The organism is Legionella waltersii (genome assembly GCF_001468085.1).
Taxonomy (GTDB): Bacteria; Pseudomonadota; Gammaproteobacteria; order Legionellales; family Legionellaceae; genus Legionella; species Legionella waltersii.
In genome coordinates, this window is the sequence record NZ_LNZB01000056.1 from 202,056 (window position 1) to 218,804 (window position 16,749).

Sequence of the window (16,749 nt, forward strand, 5' to 3'; positions counted from 1 at the left end):
TATGAATGAATCAAGCAGTCAATATAAATTATCGAAGTCTATGGATGATGGGAGTGATTGTGTTATTGCTTCTGTTTATAACAGATCCTGCATGTGCCTCTAGTGCTGGTGGAGGCTTACCCTTTGACTCCTATCTCACCAAAATACAAAAATCCATTACAGGACCATTTGCATTTACCGCAGCGATTATTGGTTTGGTTGGCGCAGGAGCCACGCTGATTTTTGGTGGTGAAATGAATGGCTTTTTGCGAACCCTTCTCTTTATTGTACTGGTGCTTTCATTCTTGGTTGCAGCACAAAATACCATGACAGCAATTACAGGCAAAGGAGCCGAAATTGCTAAACCTTCCGTCTCAAAAATAGCTATGGAGACACAGCCATGAGTCTTCGCACCATTCCTATACGCAGATGTGGTAATCGCCCAAGCCTTTTTATGGGTGGTGACCGCGAGCTGGTTATGTTTTCAGGTTTACTCTCAGCAATTTTAATATTCGCAGCTCAGGACTGGCTTGCCGCACTTTTTGGTTTAGCACTTTGGTTTTTATCTTTAAAAGGTCTAAGGCTTATGGCAAAAGCCGATCCTTATATGAGAGCAGTTTATCTGAGACAAAGAGGCTATCAGGCCTATTATCCAGCACGTTCAACCCCTTTTCGTAATAATAAAGGGGGGTATTTATGATTGAATTCATTACCTTTTTGATCAGTATTACTGGGTTGTTGTTATTAGGTATTTTGTTTAGCGCAGCTCAAATGAAAAGTCGTAAACACCATGTCAAAAAACATCGAAGTCATACTGCAGGATTGGTTGATTTACTAAATTATGCTGCGGTAGTCGATGATGGCGTGATTATCGGTAAAAATGGATCGTTTATGGCAGCCTGGCTTTATCAAGGTGAAGATATAGCCAATACTACCGATGAAGCGCGTGAAATGATGGCTTTTCGTATTAATCAGGCATTGTCCTCCTTAGGTAATGGCTGGATGATTCATGTCGATGCCATAAGACGTGCTGCTCCTGGTTACAGTGAGCAGAGTGCTTCATACTTTCCCGATGTTGTATCAAAAGCTGTTGATGAAGAAAGAAGACAATACTTTGAAAGTATTGGTGCTTTGTATGAAGGCTATTTTGTTATCACCCTAACCTGGTATCCACCTGTATTGGCTCAAAAGCGTTTTGTTGAATTGATGTTTGATGATTCAGGGGAGAAATTAAACCACAAAGAAAAAACCCATCAATTGATTGAAACATTCAAGCAATCATGCAGAAGCTTTGAGTCTCGTATGAGTGCTGCACTTCACCTGGAAAGGTTGGGTTCAGAAATATTGAACAATGAAAACCATAAAGTCACTCAAGATAACTTTTTAAGACACATCCAATATTGTGTCACGGGAATTAACCATCCCGTTAATCTACCTAAAAATCCAATTTATCTGGATGCTTTAATAGGCGGTCAGGAATTAACTCCAGGTATAACACCCAAAATTGGCCGAAAGTTCATTCAGTGTGTTGCTATTGAAGGATTTCCCATGGAGTCTTACCCAGGTATTTTAACACTGTTGACTCAATTAGCTGTGGAATATCGCTGGAACTCTCGCTTCATATTCATGGATCCCCATGAAGCTGTAGCTCATTTCACTAAGTTCCGTAAAAAGTGGAAACAAAAGGTCAGAGGTTTTTTTGACCAAATGTTTAATACCAGCTCCGGTATCGTTGATGAAGATGCACTCAGCATGGTTAATGACGCGCAGGCAGCTATTGCCGAAACCAATTCAGGAATGGTGGGTCAAGGCTACTATACATCCGTTGTTGTATTAATGGATGAGGATAGAGCAAACGTTGAGAAAGCCGCGCTATTTATCGAAAAGAATATCAATGCGTTAGGTTTTAGCGCACGAACAGAAACCATTAATACCATGGATGCCTACATGGGCAGCTTACCAGGTCATGGTGTTGAAAACATCAGAAGGCCTCTGATGAATACCATGAATCTGGCTGATTTATTGCCAACATCCAGCATTTGGACAGGTGAAAATAAAGCGCCTTGCCCACTGTTTCCTCCTCAATCACCGCCTTTGCTGCACTGTGTCACCAGCGGTAATGCTCCATTTCGTTTGAATCTTCATGTCAGAGACTTAGGTCACGGCATTATGTTTGGTCCAACACGCTCAGGTAAATCAACCCATCTTGGTTTATTGGCATTGTCCTGGCGTCGCTATAAAGATGCGCGTATTTATTCTTTTGATAAGGGTATGTCTATGTATCCAACCTGTAAGGCAACAGGTGGGGAGCATTTCACTATCGCAGGCAAAGACTCACGCCTTGCCTTTGCGCCATTGCAGTTTTTAGAAACTAAAGCAGATCGGGCTTGGGCTATGGAGTGGATTGATACGATTCTAGCTTTGAATGGTTTGAATACCACACCAGCTCAGCGCAATGAAATCGGTCATGCCATTCTAAGCATGCATCAAAGTGGCTCTAAAACCTTATCTGAATTTGTCATGACGATTCAGGATGAACCCATTAGAGAAACATTAAAGCAGTACACCATAGATGGATTAATGGGGCATTTATTGGATGCAGAAAGTGATGGGCTTGGTTTTTCTTCCTTTATGACCTTTGAAATCGAGCATTTAATGGGCTTGGGTGAAAAATTTGCATTGCCTGTGTTGCTTTATCTCTTTAGGCGGATTGAAACCTCATTAGATGGTCGCCCCACCTTAATCTTGCTTGATGAAGCCTGGTTAATGCTGGCGCATCCTGTGTTTAAAAACAAGATTGCTGAATGGCTTGATTCTATGGCTAAGAAAAACTGTGTGGTGTTTATGGCAACACAACATTTATCTCATGCAGCCAACTCTGGAATCTTAGATATTATTGTTGAATCAACTGCCACCAAAATCTTTTTACCCAATCTGTATGCAAGAGATCCTGAGACCCGACTCATTTATGAGCGCATGGGCTTAAATCCACGCCAGATAGACATCATAGCCTCTGCCCAACCCAAACGTGATTACTACTACGTCAGTGAAAAAGGCCAAAGACTTTATCAATTGGCATTAGGTCCTTATGCCTTAGCGTTTGTGGGTGCAACAGATCCCGATTCGATTGCGCGTATGAAGCAATTGGAGTCGAAATATGAAGATGGATGGGTCTCTCAATGGCTTTCAGAAAAAGGTATTCATTTGGCTCAGTACGGAGAAGCAGCATGAAAAAAAGTATAACGAATAACCCCTACCTCAACGCCAGACGCACCTGGAATGTTCATACCGCAGGTCTTATGAAATCAGTACAAATTTGGCAATTAGTGGGATTAGGTAGCCTGTTAATCGCATTGGCAGCAGTTGGTGGGCTCATTGCGATAGGTAGCCAATCCAAATTTATCCCTTTGGTGTTTCAACAAGATGCCAATGGCAATACCTTGTCAGTTACTCGTGCTGATAAGGTTGGTGACGCAAGCATTGACGATTATCGTGCTGCAGCTGCCCATTTTATTGAAAACGTTCGCATGGTAAGCCTTGATACGGAACTGCAAAAGAAAGCAGTTTTTCAGGTGTATTCCTATTTAAATGCCAATGATGCGGCTTTAGCTAAGATTCAAGAGTTCTACAGTGACAAACAGCAATCTAATCCCTTTGAAAGAGCTGCCTTTGAGATTGTGAGCATAGACATTCGCTCAGTACTTCAAGAGTCGAATGAGACTTGGCAAGTCGACTGGATTGAAACGGTGAGAAATCGTGACGGATCGCTTAAAGAAAAGCCTCGCATGATGAAAGCGATGATTACGATGTATCAGGAGAATGAAATCAATGATGCCACCAGTGAGTCCATTTTGAAAAATCCCCACCTAATTTATGTACGTGATTTTAACTGGTCCTACGAATTAAAGCATGGAGAACAGCAATGAAAAGAATAATGCAGCTATTTTGTTTATTAACACCGCTCACAAGTTTTGCATTGGATAACACTATTCTGGCTGAACATTATTTTTCGGAAACTGTACCCAAGCTATCGAGTCAGGAAAAACAAGGTTTAGATATTGCGGAACGTACACAAAAAGGAGAAAAAACAAGTAAACCCTTTGCATCAAGCGATGGTTCAGTCAGTTTTATTTATGGATCAGGTCAAATCAGGGTAGTTTGTGCGCCTTTACAAGTGTGTGATATTGCCCTCCAACCAGGAGAGCAATTTAATGACATGAACGTTGGTGACCCACGCTTTGTCGTTGAACCATCCATCACAGGAGCAGGTAGCATGCAACAAATCCATCTGCTCATAAAACCTAAAGATGTAGGGCTTGATTCTTCTTTGGTAGTCACCACAGACAGAAGAACGTATCACTTTAGATTAAAGTCAGATAGAACCGAATTTATGCCTTACATTTCATTTACTTATCCTGATGAGGCAAAAGCCAAATGGCAGTTACTACAACGTATTCAGGCCGAAAGAAGAAAAGTAGATACCTTACCAGAAACCAATGAATATCTAGGCGATCTTAACTTCAATTATCGAATTCAAGGCAATGCCCGATTTAAACCAGTTAGAGTTTATAACAATGGTGTCAAAACGATTATTGAGATGCCAGGAACCATGGTTCAAAGTGAAGCGCCTGCGCTGCTAGTTTTAAGAGGTCGAGGACTATTTAAAAAATCAGAGACCGTGATGGTCAATTATCGACTTCAGGGTTGTCGTTACATCGTGGACGGGGTTTTTGATAAAGCCATATTGGTTATCGGCAGCGGTTCCTCTCAAGAAAAAATTACGATTACAAGGTGCTAAAGATGAAAAAATTAAGTGTTTTATTGGCTGCCGTCTTGTTATCAAGCTGTGCCAGCATGCGTTATGGCAATTTCACTCAAATGGCTCAGGGCAAAGATGCTTATTTGGCGACAGATGCAGCTACTCAATTAACCCGAGTCTATCCCCCTGCTCAAAATACATTTTGTATTGGTCAGGCAGTCAACGATGGCTTTGGCTTAAGTCTTATTCAAAACTTGAGAAAAAAGGGTTATGGCATCAATGAAAATCAATGCCCTAAGAATAAAGCTAATTTTTTCTATGTGCTTGATGAGCTTAAACCTCAAAGTTACAGAGTAAGCCTTTTTGTAGGAATACAAACATTGAGCCGTCTGTATGCAAAAAACAATAAAAATATCATTCCTGTCAGCGCATGGACTCATAAGGAGTAAGAACGATGAATCAAAACAATGATTATTTGTCACCAGACAATTCACCGCAAAAGCTTCAAACCACAGGTGTAAAACGAGTAAATAATGTGCCACTCATGATTGCAATTGGTATTTTAACTCTTTTTGTGGTGCTCATCGCATTAGTTGCCAATAAACGGGCTAATGCGCAAAACCAGCCACCAGAAATAGTAAAGGTTAAGAACCCTAAGAAAAATACCATGAGCCTTGCCAATGAGGTGGTAGGAAATCATAAAACAGCAGTGATTCCTCCCCAGAGTGACACAATAGCTAATAATGAAGCAGGTCCTTTGCCCATTCCTGAACGACTTCCACATCAAGGAGATGCTCTGACACAAGAGGTATCTGAAGCTGAAATCGAGCGTATTCGTCAGGAAAAAACTCAAGAATTTGAAGAGGCTGTCAAAGCTAAGTCATCCGTAATGGTAGATAACCCACGATTGAATAATCGCGACACTACTAAAACTTCCATGAATAGCAATGAGATGACATTAAACATCGACTCTTCATCAGCGTTTAAAGAGCAGCTCGCATTATTACAAGGAAGACAGGCCAAACCAATGCCACAAACTTTAGGTGGTGAAGAAAATGAAATACGCTGGCATTTAAACTCAACGCTGCAAAACCCAAACAGTCGATACGAACTAAGAGCTGGCAGTGTGATTCCAGGGGTAATGATTAGTGGTATTTCTTCAGAATTACCAGGTCAAATTATCGCTCAAGTATCACAAAACGTATATGACACCGCTACCGGAAAATATCTTTTAATACCTCAAGGAACGAAGATATTGGGACTTTATTCCAGTGATGTCCCTTTTGGTCAGTCTTCCGTATTAGTGGCTTGGCAACGCCTGGTGTTTCCAGACAGTAAAGCACTGGATATCGGCTCTATGCCCGGTGCTGATAGTGCTGGATATGGTGGTTTTCGCGATCAGGTAGATCATCATTATGCACGAATTTATGGCTCAGCACTTTTAATGTCAGGCATTATTGCTGGCATTACTTATAGCCAAAATACCAATCAATCTAATCAATTCGGTTATGCCCAACCCACAGCGGGCAGCGTGATGAGTCAAGCTTTAGGGCAACAGTTGGGCGAGGTCACTTCCCAACTGGTTTCAAAAAACCTGAATGTGTCTCCCACCATAAACGTTCGCCCAGGTTATCGGTTCAATATCATCGTGGTGAAGGATTTAACGTTTAAACAGCCTTATCGTCAGTTTGCATAACAAAAAAGAGGAAATGTGATGAAACTTCGAATTCTATTTGTTTATTTATGGTCATTTAATGCCTTCTCAAATATGCCAGTGTTTGATTTACCCAATTATGTACAAAATGGAAAAATGCTACTGAATCAGATTAAAGAGTATAAAACGCAAGTCGATCAATACAAGAATCAGATGGACCAATATCAAAACATGTTAGACAACACCAAGTCACTGACTTCGTTTGAATGGGATAATGCCAACTCAGTTATTAATAATTTGCTTGAATCGACTGATACCATTGATTATTACAAGCAGGAAGCTGGCAGCCTCCAAGGGTACCTTGACCGATTCCAAAGTCAGGAATACTACGAAAAGACTCCTTGTTTTAATGGTAATGGCCAATGTTCTTCTGAAGAACTTAGAAAAATCAAACAAAGCAGATTAGCTGCTTCTGTTGCTGAAAAGCGTTCCAATGACGCCATGCTTAAAGGGATTGATAAACAACAACAGAGCTTAAAAAATGATTCTGCAAAACTGCGCACTTTGCAATCTCAGGCACAAAGTGCTGCAGGCCAGAAACAGGCTCTTCAAGCAGCTTCTCAACTAGCTAGTAATCAATCCCATCAATTGCTTCAAATCAGAGGCGTGCTATTAGCGCAACAGAATGCCCAGGCAGTCAAAGATGCAGCGAGTGCCAACAAAGAAGCAATACAAACTGCTGGAGATGAGCATTTCAGATCTGGGGCATACCATAAAAGCTCAGGAAAAAAATGGTAATCCATCATAAATAAGGAGAGGAAATGAAAGTTATATGTTTATCAATTTTGGTTCTTACTTTTGTCCTGTCAGGTTGCGACAGCGCTGAAACCGCAGCTCAAAAAAAGGCTGAACATTTAGCTTCGCTAAGATGCGACAGTTCAAGAGAAGGTCGAACTAAAGAAGAACTCCAAGTGATTGGTGATGCGTGCTTCCGAGGAGGTAGTTATTCCAAAAGCTCTGGTAAGAAGTGGTGATAGTATGAATAAAAAAATAACTCCTTATTTTATCCTTTTCTGTTTACTTGGGTTTTCTGCTTGCTGCCATGCTCAAGGGCATGGCATGGATAGTCGTGACTTACTGGATAATATTTTACAACGGTTTGCCAGCACATCCGCGCTATGGAGCAAAACCATGTTGAGTTACGCAAGATATTTGTTCTGGTCTTTGGCCTCAATCAGTATGGTGTGGACTTACGGCTTGATGGCATTGCGAAGAGCAGACATTCAAGAATTCTTAGCTGAAACAGTACGGTTTTTTGTGGTTATCGGTTTTTTCTATTGGATTTTGGACAATGGGCCTGCAATTGCAAAAGCGATAATAGATTCCATGCGGCAACTTGCAGCCAAGGCTTCTGGGATTAATGAGCATGTCTCTCCTTCTGATATTGTGGATGTTGGGTTTGATATTGTTTCAAAAGCCATAGACAGCTCATCCATCTGGTCTCCTGCAGCAACTACAGTAGGATTACTCGTTGCAGGGGTTATTCTGATTATATTGGCTTTAGTCAGTATCAATATGCTCATTATCTTAATCACCGCATGGATTTTAACTTATGGTGGCATTGTTTTATTAGGGTTTGGCGGTGGCCGTTGGACTCAGGACATTGCAATTAATTACTACAAAACTGTGTTGGGGATTGCATTACAAGCTTTTGCCATGATTTTAATTATTGGTATTGGTAAATCCTTTGTAGATCAATATTACGCTGCAATGTCTGAAAACATCATGCTTAAAGAAATGTTTGTCATGCTGGTAGTTGCCGTACTGTTACTGGTTCTTATTGATAAAATTCCACCTGCTTTAGCAGGGATTGTGTCAGGAGGTGGTTCTGGTGGTGGCGGTGGACTCGGTCTGGGTGGTGCTATGGGAGCTGCTGGAATAGCTGGGGCTGCCATGGCGGGGGCTGCAGGTAGTGTACTTGCCCAAAGCGGTGGTGGATTATCTGCACTTAATGCTGCGTTTAAAGCAGCCAGTCAATCAACCAACGCTGGCGATACAAGTGCACTGCCAGGAATGGATAAAGGCTCTAAAACCGGTGGTTTAGCCGAAGCTATGGGAACAGCTGCCAAATTTGCAGGTTCTTTTGGTTCGCATTTAGCATCAGGCACTATGGATGTGGCTCGTGAAAAGGCAAACTCGATTAAAGAAGCAATTGCTGAAAAAATTGCTGACACAACGGGTGGGAAAATTGCCGAGGCAATTCAGAACAAGGTAGATTCACCTGTTTCTGAATCGCAAGAATCCAACGCACAAAATATTCTGTCTATGGGTACTCCTGCAGGTAGCTTTAGTTCAGGTATTGATACATCAGATGAGGTCAGTCAGTTTGTGAACCAAAAGGCATCTGGAGAGAGCAAATGAGCCTAAACAAACTGAATAAAGCCATAGGCCCTCAAGTCAGAGAAAAAAATCCCGGCAAGATAAATAAAACGTTAGTCTGGTTAGTGATTTGTTCGTTTTTAATCAGCATGCAAATTGGCACGCAGTTTTTCGCACATCAATTTCACTATGCTGATGTCTTAGGGACTTCATTCGCTCATATTTATAGGCCTTGGCAGATTTTTATTTGGGCTATTAAATATCAATCCTATTACCCAGATTCTTTTAATGCCGCCTTTGGTCTGATTGTCATGATTGGCTGTCTCTTTTTAATGATGATCGTGGTGGCTTCCAAATATTTTAAAAAGAACAATGTGAGTGATTACCTCCATGGTTCAGCCAGGTGGGCTAATTGGGAGGATTTAAACAGCGCAAGCCTCATTGGACATGATGAAGGGGTTTATGTTGGAGCATTCGAAGATGACAAAGGAGAGATTCATTATTTGCGCCATAATGGACCCGAGCATGTTTTAACCTATGCACCAACACGCTCAGGGAAAGGAGTTGGTCTAGTGATCCCTTCCCTTCTATCCTGGAAACAATCTTGCGTCATTACCGATTTAAAAGGTGAACTTTGGGCAATGACTGCTGGATGGCGGCAGAAACATGCTAACAACAAAGTCATTCGATTTGAGCCTGCAACGTTAAAAGGAAGTGCACGCTGGAACCCACTAAATGAAATCAGAGTAGGTACGGAATCAGAGGTCGGTGACGTGCAAAATTTGGCAACACTTGTAGTTGATCCCGATGGTAAAGGATTGGAAACGCATTGGCAGAAGACCTCTCAAGCCCTTTTGGTTGGTTTTATTCTGCATGCGATTTATAAACTGAAAACCCAAGGAGAACCAGCCACATTTCCCAACATTGACCGTATGCTCGTTGATCCCAATATTAATATTGCCGACCTGCTTATTGAAATGACGCAATACCCACATATTGAGGGCAAAACCCATCCTGTTATTTCAGCCTCTGCGCGTGACATGATAGACCGCCCCGAAGAAGAAGCAGGATCTGTATTATCTACTTTAAAATCTTATTTGGCGTTATACCGAGATCCAGTGGTAGCACATAACGTCTCGTCTTCCGATTTTTGTATTCGAGATTTGATGAACCATGAAAATCCCGTGAGTCTTTATATTATTACTCAACCTAATGACAAGGCCAGGCTTCAACCTCTGGTTAGAGTCATGATTAATATGATAGTAAGACTATTGGCTGACAAAATGGAATTTGAGCGTGTATCCGATGACAAAGGATTATCTTATGTGAGCGCTAAAAAAACGTATAAACATCGACTGCTTTGCATGATTGATGAATTTCCTAGCCTTGGAAAACTCGATATTCTGCAAGAGTCATTAGCCTTTGTTGCAGGTTATGGTTTAAAGTTTTACTTAATTTGCCAGGACATTAATCAGCTTAAAAGCCGTGAACGTGGCTATGGCCCTGATGAGACCATTACTTCTAATTGCCACATCCAAAATGCTTATCCACCCAACCGAGTTGAAACGGCAGAACATCTTTCCAAGCTGACAGGTCAAACGACGATTGTTAAAGAACACATCACCACCAGCGGTAAACGTTTTTCTACGTTCTTAAATCAAATATCAAAAACCATTCAGGAAATATCGAGACCACTTTTAACCGTTGATGAGTGTCTTCGCATGCCAGGGCCTAAAAAAGATTCTAATGGCTTGATTATTGAAGCTGGTGATATGGTTGTTTACGCAGCGGGCTTCCCTGCTATTTATGGTAAACAACCGCTTTATTTTAAAGATCCAGTCTTCATGGCTAGGGCTTCTGTAGAGGCTCCTGCTCACTCAGATATTTTACGTGTTCGATTAAGTGAAAATGAGGTGATCAGGTTATGAAAAAACTGTCCATCATAATCGCTATTTTTCTGATAAGTACTATTGCTGCAGGCATGTTGTTCCATTCTATGGGCTTTCGGATAAACCTGACTGAATCAATTCCTGTAGGCTTATATCGCATCACCGGCACAGAGCCGCTAAAAAATGCTTATGTGATTATTTGCCCAGATGATAGGCAAACTTTCAGATTAGCCAAGAACAGAGGTTATATAAACCATGGTCTTTGTTGTAATGGGTATGGCTATTTAATGAAAAAAGTAGTGGCTGTATCTGGCGATATCCTCTCTGTGACAAATGAAGGGGTTTATGTGAATCAAATGTTAATTCCTTATTCAAAACCAAAATTACAGGATGGAATGAACCGCACTTTACCTCAATGGCAGGTAATGAATTATCAACTTCGAGAAGATGAAATCATGACGATGACCAGTCAAAGCGAATGGTCATTCGATGGTCGATATTATGGTCTTGTTCACACAAGACAAATCAAGGGAATGATCACACCCATATGGGTAATTAATAAACGGGAGAAAACCACATGAGTCAAGAAACCGAGTTAATGGATGTGATTTCAGAAAAGTTCGAGGATTTAGTAATCCCTGGCTTTCTTGTCGAGGTCAGTCCGATAGAAGCAGACATCATGGGCGCTTTTTTTGAAGATGCACTCAATGAGGCTGACGCGATGGAGGCCATTTATGACTAAAATGCCTTACCATCAAGTTGTTGCCAATCAAATTATTGAAAGCCTGAAAGCAGGAACAGCGCCCTGGCTAAAACCATGGGAACCAGGTACAGGTAATGATCAAGTTCCTTATAATCCGATAACAGGTAAACGTTATCGCGGGATTAATGCATTGTATTTAATGCTGAACCAAAGTGATGACAACCGCTGGTTAACTTACAAACAAGCACAAAGCATGGATGCTCAGGTTCGTAAGGGCGAAAAAGGCACCACAATTCAGTATTGGAAATTTCATGAAGAACAAACCAAACACGATGATGCTGGTAACCCTGTACTTGATGCGCAAGGTAATTCATTAAAAGTGCAGGTGAATCTTGAGCGACCCAAGGTGTTTTATGCAACGGTATTCCATGCCTCGCAAATTGATAATATGCCTGAACTCATTCCAAAAGAGCCAGACTGGTCCTTAATTGAAAGAGCAGAAAAACTATTGCATAACTCCGGCGCTACCATTATTCATTCTGAGGCTGATAGAGCCTTTTATAGATTGTCGACAGATAGCATCCATCTCCCATCGAAAGACCAATTTAAATCCGCAGCGAACTATTATGCTACTGCCCTGCATGAACTAGGGCATTGGAGCGGTCATCCTTCAAGACTGGATAGAGATTTAGGCCACCCCTTTGGTTCAGATGCTTATGCCAAAGAAGAATTGAGAGCAGAAATTGCAAGCATGCTTTTAGGTTCTGAGCTTGGTATAGGTCATGACCCTTCACAACACACTGCCTACATCAAATCATGGATTCGAGTTCTGGAAAACGAGCCTTTAGAAATATTCAGGGCATCCGCAGATGCGGAGAAAATAGTGAATCACCTGTATGCGTTAGAGCAATCCCAAGACATTCAACTAGCAGAACTCATTGAAATCAAGGATGAGAAACTTAAAGAGGTAGCCTTTATGACGTCTGAAAACATCACTTCTGAAAAGGTCTGGTTAAGCATTCCCTTCAAACAAAAAGAGATAGCTAAATCCACAATAGGAAAACTCCCTGATGGAACACCAGGTATTGCCTGGGATAAAGTTCAAAAATGTTGGTATGCAAATCCTGGTGTTCCTGTTGAGAAAATCAAAGCCTGGCTTCCTGAAAATCAAATACTGACTCAGGATAAAGCGCTTATACCTGCCGATGAATTTAAAGCAGCATTGATAAACCTTGGTGCTATTGTTTCAGGTGGGCATCCAATTATGGATGGTAAACCTCATCGCATAGCTACAGAGGGTGATAAAAACGGTGAAAAGGCAGGATTTTATGTAGCCTATTTAGATGGTATTCCGGCTGGATATATTAAAAATAATCGAACTGGTGCTGAGCTTAATTGGAAATGTAAAGGTTACATTTTAACTGATGAACAGAAGGCAACACTCAAAACAGAGGCGTTTGAGCATCAACAGACTCGCCAACGTGAGCTTGAAGCTAAACAAAAAAATACTGCATTAAGACTCAAGGAAAAATTATCTATGATGGCAGAGATTGTGGAACCAACACCTTATATGCAGGCCAAGGGTATTGAGGTTCATTCTGGCGTATATACTGATGAAGAAAGAAAACTAACCTGTATTCCAGCAACAGATTGCGAAGGAACACTTTGGACTGTTCAGTACATTGCCGAAGATGGAACCAAACGCTTTGCAAAAGATTCAAGAAAGGAGGGTTGTTTCCACGTGCTAGGTGGTTTGGAAAAGCTTGCTGATACACCTGTAATTATAATTGCCGAAGGTTATGCTACTGCTGCAACGATAAAAGAAGCATGTGAGCTGCCTGCTGTCGTTTCTGCCTTTGATTCAGGGAACCTAAAAGCAGTAGCTAAAGTATTGCATGAAAAGTATCCACATACTCCAGTTATCCTGGCCGCGGATGATGACAAGCATCTGGAGTTATCGAAGGGTATTAACCCCGGTAAAGAAAAAGCTGGCGAAGCTGCTGATGCTGTCAATGGTTTTATTGTGCTACCAACCTTCGCATCGAATGAGCAGTCATCAAACCCTAAAAAATTCAGTGATTTTAATGACTTGGCAAATCATAGCAAATTGGGTTTCGAAGGGGTTATACGTCAGATCAAACCAAAGGTTGAAAAAATTGCTAAACGGTATAATCGTATGCGATTGTCAAAGAACAGTAATGTAATTCATATTTCCTAGATTCAACATAATGGGTAAAAGTTCAAGCCATCAGGTTTGAACCTTTACCTGTTTTATTACAATGAGCCATTACTAACTGTTATTTCTCCGTCTTCACAAAATGAATAATTACTCAGAAACTCTTCCAGATATTCAATGTTTAATACCAGTATTGAAATTGAGTCAAATTCTCTTTCATTTTTGGGAGCAATATATAAATTATTTTTAGTTGGTATTTTATGTAAAGCCCATTTATATTGGCTAACTTGTGGGGCTGAGGAATTATTGTAATCAATAACCCATAACTTAGCATTTGTAATAATAATGGGGATGATGATGGGAAAGTCTCTTGATTTATTTTTATCTACATCTGTTACTGATATAGCCTTTATAGCCGACAACATTTGATTCTGAGCCTTAAAGAAATTATTTTCAAAGTCATTCTTAGCTGCTTTTTTTAGTTGATTACCTGTTTTATTAAAAAAATCACCAGTAAACGTAAAAAAATACTGATTTTCATCTGGTTTGAATTGAGCAATTCGATAGTTAGAATCCTTAATAGCATGTCGCCTTGTATTATACATTTTGGGGTCAATGCCATTATCTTCTTTAATCAAAATCAGATATGATGAGTTTGCGGCCCCTTTACACTCAATTAGCCATTCCCTACCTTGATATTGCGCTGCTTTAATATCGACCTCTACAAATTCATCCTCATTCTTTATTAACTGATTCATTAAAACAGAAAAACTCTTTTCTTCCAGTATCTTTTTTGCTCGGAATTCTAAATTAAAACCATAGCTATTAGCCGCATCCAAAATTAATTTATCATCGTCCATAGTTTTCCCTAAGTTACTTAAAACCCTGGTTATTCATAATATCAGTGTGGTTTTTCTTAATTACCCCATCTAATAACTATAGGATAGATGGAAAATTAACCCCAATTTATTTATTTTTGCGGCTTTTGCTTTTGTCATTTATTCCAAAAATTTTCCATCGCACATGGTTATCAGATTTGAATCCTTTCCGCTCCAGGTGATCATGTGCATTATCCGGCAATAGCACTTGACCTCCTCCGGTGAGCTGAACCAGATCGCATTTGGACAAGTTTCGCAAGCTGTCGTGATCTTTGGCTGGCGAGCCTTGTCTAATGCTGAAAGAGTTGGGCTTTGTACTCCCCCTTCTCTTTCCAGTGGCTGTTCCAGCAGCCTCATGGCCTCCTGAAGTTCTTCCTCGATGGCTGTGTCGGTTTGCTCTTGATTGATCATGGGATTTCTCCTGTTCAAAATTTAGTTTTTGACGTTGATTTTCCAAATCCAAATCAGCAAAAGTGATTGGCATTTGATATTGAATAACAATCTGCAAGATAATCTTTTTAAATAATGGAGACCCATTCACACAAATACAGTCACCATAGCGCTGTCTTGCCATTTCCAAGGCTCTTTTAAGCGCAGGAATAGACCCGCCTTTAGAAATGATAATTTCCTTTCCATTGTCCCTAATAACACTGTTATCTTTTTTATAAATCTCAGTACCTTCTTTAGTAACAGAGTCGATTTGTTCAAAATTTGAAGAGGAAGAAAAAGAAGAGCCTGATCCTGAAATGGTGTAATTATGCTTATTTTTACGATTACGATACCTCATTGCCATTAAAGCATCCTGGTTGCCACTCTGTGCTTTTTGTTTCAGCCAATCAGCCCAGGTTTTGTTTTGATGAGAACCTAATAACTGGCAACGTTCTTTTGCATAATTTTTCCTTATGTTCTCAATCTCATTAAGCAGCGTTTTGTTTATGTGCTGATAAAGGTACTTTTTCTGTGCTTTAGAAAGGTTCATTAACTTCAAAGCAGCTCGTTTAATTCGACCTCGCTTTTTCGCCTTTTCAATAAGTTTTTTTCTGGCCTCACGCAACTTTTTAAGTTTGTCTGAAACAAAACATTTATTGTGTGATTTTTCATGCTGATATTTGGCATATAGCGCGGAACCAAGTACCTTTTTATTTAATGGTTCATAATGATAAACATTTGATGCAGGTCCATCGTCTTCTGGGTAGGATGGTACGAATGAACCTAGCTTGGATTCGAGATTTTTTTTAGAAAAGGTTCTGGAAATTGAGCTTGCTTTAACAGTAAGCCCTTGGACATTGTGGAACACAAAACCATTGGCTTTAATACGAACCATCAACGCATGTTCTGCCAAAATACTATGAATCTCTTCCCAACTACTAGCTGCCTCTATTTTTTCTTTACAGTGACGCTTCATCCAATTAATTAAACTTTCAATACCAGAATGATGTTCCATATCGTCAGCAAGATTCTCTGAATGGTTTTTACGGGTTTGATGATTGGTTATTTGAAGACCTAATTCAATTTCTAGCTTGGATGCGACCTCAGCAAAAGTCTTATATGCTCTGAAAGGTTCAATCATATTAAAGGTTTGAGGATGAATTTTATTAATCGCAACATGAATATGAAGATTGTCTGTATCATGATGAGCAACTGAGATTCTTTGATGTTCTTTAAATCCAATCGACAATGCCACTCTATCTTCAATTTCCCGTAAAACTTGTGGGGAAAGGTTTTCTCCTGGAGCGAAAGAAATAAGCATATGGTAAGTTTTATCTCCGGTGGCTCTTTGGTTTTTAGTTTGTGTTGCTAATACCTCTTGAACAGCCCAAATAGGATCGAGGCTATTACAGTTTGATAATCTGATTTTACCCACTCGCTCCTGTTTGTTTTGTTGATTACACAGGTATTGAACAAGGCCGGAAAAACTACTAAGTCTAGTTTTTTTCATAGGTATATGGCGAATAATCATATTTTTTTCACCACTGCCAACATTGCATCCTGAGTGGTTTGAATACGATTTAATAATGTTTTTACTGTTTGGAGGTCAAAATGCGCAACGCGTTTATCTTGAGTCAACCATAGTTTTAACAATCCACCAAGACGTCCTAAGTCTCCATTAATTTTGACTAGTTGCAGTACATAATCTTTATCAACACTACTTTGAATTTGATATCCGAGACTGATCCGTCTTAAGTACTCGGCAATTGAAAGGCCAGCCATTGCTGCATTCGATTTAATTTGAATTTCTTCAGAAGGCAAAACAGGTACGCGAAGATGGCGACCATTTTTTCTGGTAGGGGTTTTCTGTTTCTCGTCCATAAGGATGCCGACCTCTTAATTA

At 40.3% G+C, this 16,749-nt stretch carries 17 protein-coding genes; 14 read left to right on the top strand and 3 right to left on the bottom strand.

The window, feature by feature from the left end:
* Positions 1–5: 5 nt before the first annotated feature.
* The 14 genes from Lwal_RS12845 to Lwal_RS12910 are packed head-to-tail and all read left to right on the top strand — an operon-like array spanning position 6 to position 13,581.
* Complete coding sequence (locus Lwal_RS12845) at positions 6–383, top strand: TrbC/VirB2 family protein (RefSeq protein WP_058481202.1); 378 nt, start codon at positions 6–8, stop codon at positions 381–383.
* Complete coding sequence (locus tag Lwal_RS12850; RefSeq protein WP_058481203.1) at positions 380–679, top strand: conjugal transfer protein TrbD; 300 nt, start codon at positions 380–382, stop codon at positions 677–679. Before Lwal_RS12845 ends, Lwal_RS12850 begins: the two co-directional genes overlap by 4 nt.
* Positions 676–3,210, top strand: a complete 2,535-nt coding sequence (locus Lwal_RS12855) for a VirB4 family type IV secretion/conjugal transfer ATPase (protein ID WP_058481204.1) — start codon at positions 676–678, stop codon at positions 3,208–3,210. Before Lwal_RS12850 ends, Lwal_RS12855 begins: the two co-directional genes overlap by 4 nt.
* On the top strand, positions 3,207–3,905 hold the full coding sequence (locus Lwal_RS12860) for a conjugal transfer protein TrbF (RefSeq protein ID WP_058481205.1): 699 nt from the start codon (positions 3,207–3,209) through the stop codon (positions 3,903–3,905). The genes Lwal_RS12855 and Lwal_RS12860 overlap by 4 nt, the downstream gene beginning before the upstream one ends.
* Positions 3,902–4,777 (top strand): P-type conjugative transfer protein TrbG, encoded by an 876-nt coding sequence (gene trbG, locus Lwal_RS12865; RefSeq protein WP_058481206.1) that lies wholly within the window; start codon positions 3,902–3,904, stop codon positions 4,775–4,777. The genes Lwal_RS12860 and trbG overlap by 4 nt, the downstream gene beginning before the upstream one ends.
* 2 nt (positions 4,778–4,779) lie before the next feature.
* Positions 4,780–5,187 carry a conjugal transfer protein TrbH gene (locus Lwal_RS12870; RefSeq protein ID WP_058481207.1) on the top strand — a complete coding sequence of 136 codons (408 nt, stop codon included), beginning with the start codon at positions 4,780–4,782 and terminating at the stop codon, positions 5,185–5,187.
* Positions 5,188–5,192: 5 nt separating this feature from the next.
* A complete protein-coding gene (locus Lwal_RS12875; RefSeq protein WP_058481208.1) occupies positions 5,193–6,434 on the top strand; it encodes a TrbI/VirB10 family protein in 1,242 nt (413 codons plus the stop codon).
* 18 nt (positions 6,435–6,452) lie between these two features.
* The gene (gene trbJ, locus Lwal_RS12880; RefSeq protein ID WP_058481209.1) at positions 6,453–7,190 is read left to right on the top strand and encodes a P-type conjugative transfer protein TrbJ; all 738 of its coding nucleotides are present in this window, start codon (positions 6,453–6,455) and stop codon (positions 7,188–7,190) included.
* Positions 7,191–7,213: 23 nt separating this feature from the next.
* On the top strand, positions 7,214–7,426 hold the full coding sequence (locus Lwal_RS12885; RefSeq protein ID WP_058481210.1) for a hypothetical protein: 213 nt from the start codon (positions 7,214–7,216) through the stop codon (positions 7,424–7,426).
* A 4-nt stretch (positions 7,427–7,430) separates the two neighbouring features.
* Entirely contained in the window at positions 7,431–8,813 is a 1,383-nt protein-coding gene (gene trbL / locus Lwal_RS12890; RefSeq protein WP_058481211.1) for a P-type conjugative transfer protein TrbL, read from the top strand.
* On the top strand, positions 8,810–10,699 hold the full coding sequence (locus Lwal_RS12895) for a type IV secretory system conjugative DNA transfer family protein (RefSeq protein ID WP_058481212.1): 1,890 nt from the start codon (positions 8,810–8,812) through the stop codon (positions 10,697–10,699). The genes trbL and Lwal_RS12895 overlap by 4 nt, the downstream gene beginning before the upstream one ends.
* Positions 10,696–11,241, top strand: coding sequence for a conjugative transfer signal peptidase TraF (gene traF, locus Lwal_RS12900; protein ID WP_058481213.1), 546 nt, complete (start codon positions 10,696–10,698; stop codon positions 11,239–11,241). The genes Lwal_RS12895 and traF overlap by 4 nt, the downstream gene beginning before the upstream one ends.
* Positions 11,238–11,402 (top strand): hypothetical protein, encoded by a 165-nt coding sequence (locus tag Lwal_RS17655; RefSeq protein WP_058481214.1) that lies wholly within the window; start codon positions 11,238–11,240, stop codon positions 11,400–11,402. Before traF ends, Lwal_RS17655 begins: the two co-directional genes overlap by 4 nt.
* On the top strand, positions 11,395–13,581 hold the full coding sequence (locus Lwal_RS12910) for a zincin-like metallopeptidase domain-containing protein (protein ID WP_058481215.1): 2,187 nt from the start codon (positions 11,395–11,397) through the stop codon (positions 13,579–13,581). The genes Lwal_RS17655 and Lwal_RS12910 overlap by 8 nt, the downstream gene beginning before the upstream one ends.
* A 56-nt stretch (positions 13,582–13,637) precedes the next feature.
* On the opposite strand, the gene Lwal_RS12915 is transcribed toward Lwal_RS12910, so the two are convergent.
* From Lwal_RS12915 to traJ, 3 genes are all read right to left on the bottom strand, one after another.
* Positions 13,638–14,399, bottom strand: a complete 762-nt coding sequence (locus Lwal_RS12915) for a hypothetical protein (RefSeq protein ID WP_058481216.1) — start codon at positions 14,397–14,399, stop codon at positions 13,638–13,640.
* 106 nt (positions 14,400–14,505) lie between these two features.
* Positions 14,506–16,377 carry a TraI/MobA(P) family conjugative relaxase gene (traI, locus tag Lwal_RS12920; RefSeq protein ID WP_058481217.1) on the bottom strand — a complete coding sequence of 624 codons (1,872 nt, stop codon included), beginning with the start codon at positions 16,375–16,377 and terminating at the stop codon, positions 14,506–14,508.
* The gene (gene traJ / locus Lwal_RS12925) at positions 16,374–16,727 is read right to left on the bottom strand and encodes a conjugal transfer transcriptional regulator TraJ (RefSeq protein WP_058481218.1); all 354 of its coding nucleotides are present in this window, start codon (positions 16,725–16,727) and stop codon (positions 16,374–16,376) included. The genes traI and traJ overlap by 4 nt, the downstream gene beginning before the upstream one ends.
* Positions 16,728–16,749 lie beyond the last annotated feature (22 nt).

Coding starts and splice junctions, on each gene's coding strand:
- Lwal_RS12845 (WP_058481202.1), top strand. CDS start 6: ATGAATCAAGCAGTCAATATAAATTATCGAAGTCTATGGATGATGGGA.
- Lwal_RS12850 (WP_058481203.1), top strand. CDS start 380: ATGAGTCTTCGCACCATTCCTATACGCAGATGTGGTAATCGCCCAAGC.
- Lwal_RS12855 (WP_058481204.1), top strand. CDS start 676: ATGATTGAATTCATTACCTTTTTGATCAGTATTACTGGGTTGTTGTTA.
- Lwal_RS12860 (WP_058481205.1), top strand. CDS start 3,207: ATGAAAAAAAGTATAACGAATAACCCCTACCTCAACGCCAGACGCACC.
- trbG (WP_058481206.1), top strand. CDS start 3,902: ATGAAAAGAATAATGCAGCTATTTTGTTTATTAACACCGCTCACAAGT.
- Lwal_RS12870 (WP_058481207.1), top strand. CDS start 4,780: ATGAAAAAATTAAGTGTTTTATTGGCTGCCGTCTTGTTATCAAGCTGT.
- Lwal_RS12875 (WP_058481208.1), top strand. CDS start 5,193: ATGAATCAAAACAATGATTATTTGTCACCAGACAATTCACCGCAAAAG.
- trbJ (WP_058481209.1), top strand. CDS start 6,453: ATGAAACTTCGAATTCTATTTGTTTATTTATGGTCATTTAATGCCTTC.
- Lwal_RS12885 (WP_058481210.1), top strand. CDS start 7,214: ATGAAAGTTATATGTTTATCAATTTTGGTTCTTACTTTTGTCCTGTCA.
- trbL (WP_058481211.1), top strand. CDS start 7,431: ATGAATAAAAAAATAACTCCTTATTTTATCCTTTTCTGTTTACTTGGG.
- Lwal_RS12895 (WP_058481212.1), top strand. CDS start 8,810: ATGAGCCTAAACAAACTGAATAAAGCCATAGGCCCTCAAGTCAGAGAA.
- traF (WP_058481213.1), top strand. CDS start 10,696: ATGAAAAAACTGTCCATCATAATCGCTATTTTTCTGATAAGTACTATT.
- Lwal_RS17655 (WP_058481214.1), top strand. CDS start 11,238: ATGAGTCAAGAAACCGAGTTAATGGATGTGATTTCAGAAAAGTTCGAG.
- Lwal_RS12910 (WP_058481215.1), top strand. CDS start 11,395: ATGACTAAAATGCCTTACCATCAAGTTGTTGCCAATCAAATTATTGAA.
- Lwal_RS12915 (WP_058481216.1), bottom strand. CDS start 14,399: ATGGACGATGATAAATTAATTTTGGATGCGGCTAATAGCTATGGTTTT.
- traI (WP_058481217.1), bottom strand. CDS start 16,377: ATGATTATTCGCCATATACCTATGAAAAAAACTAGACTTAGTAGTTTT.
- traJ (WP_058481218.1), bottom strand. CDS start 16,727: ATGGACGAGAAACAGAAAACCCCTACCAGAAAAAATGGTCGCCATCTT.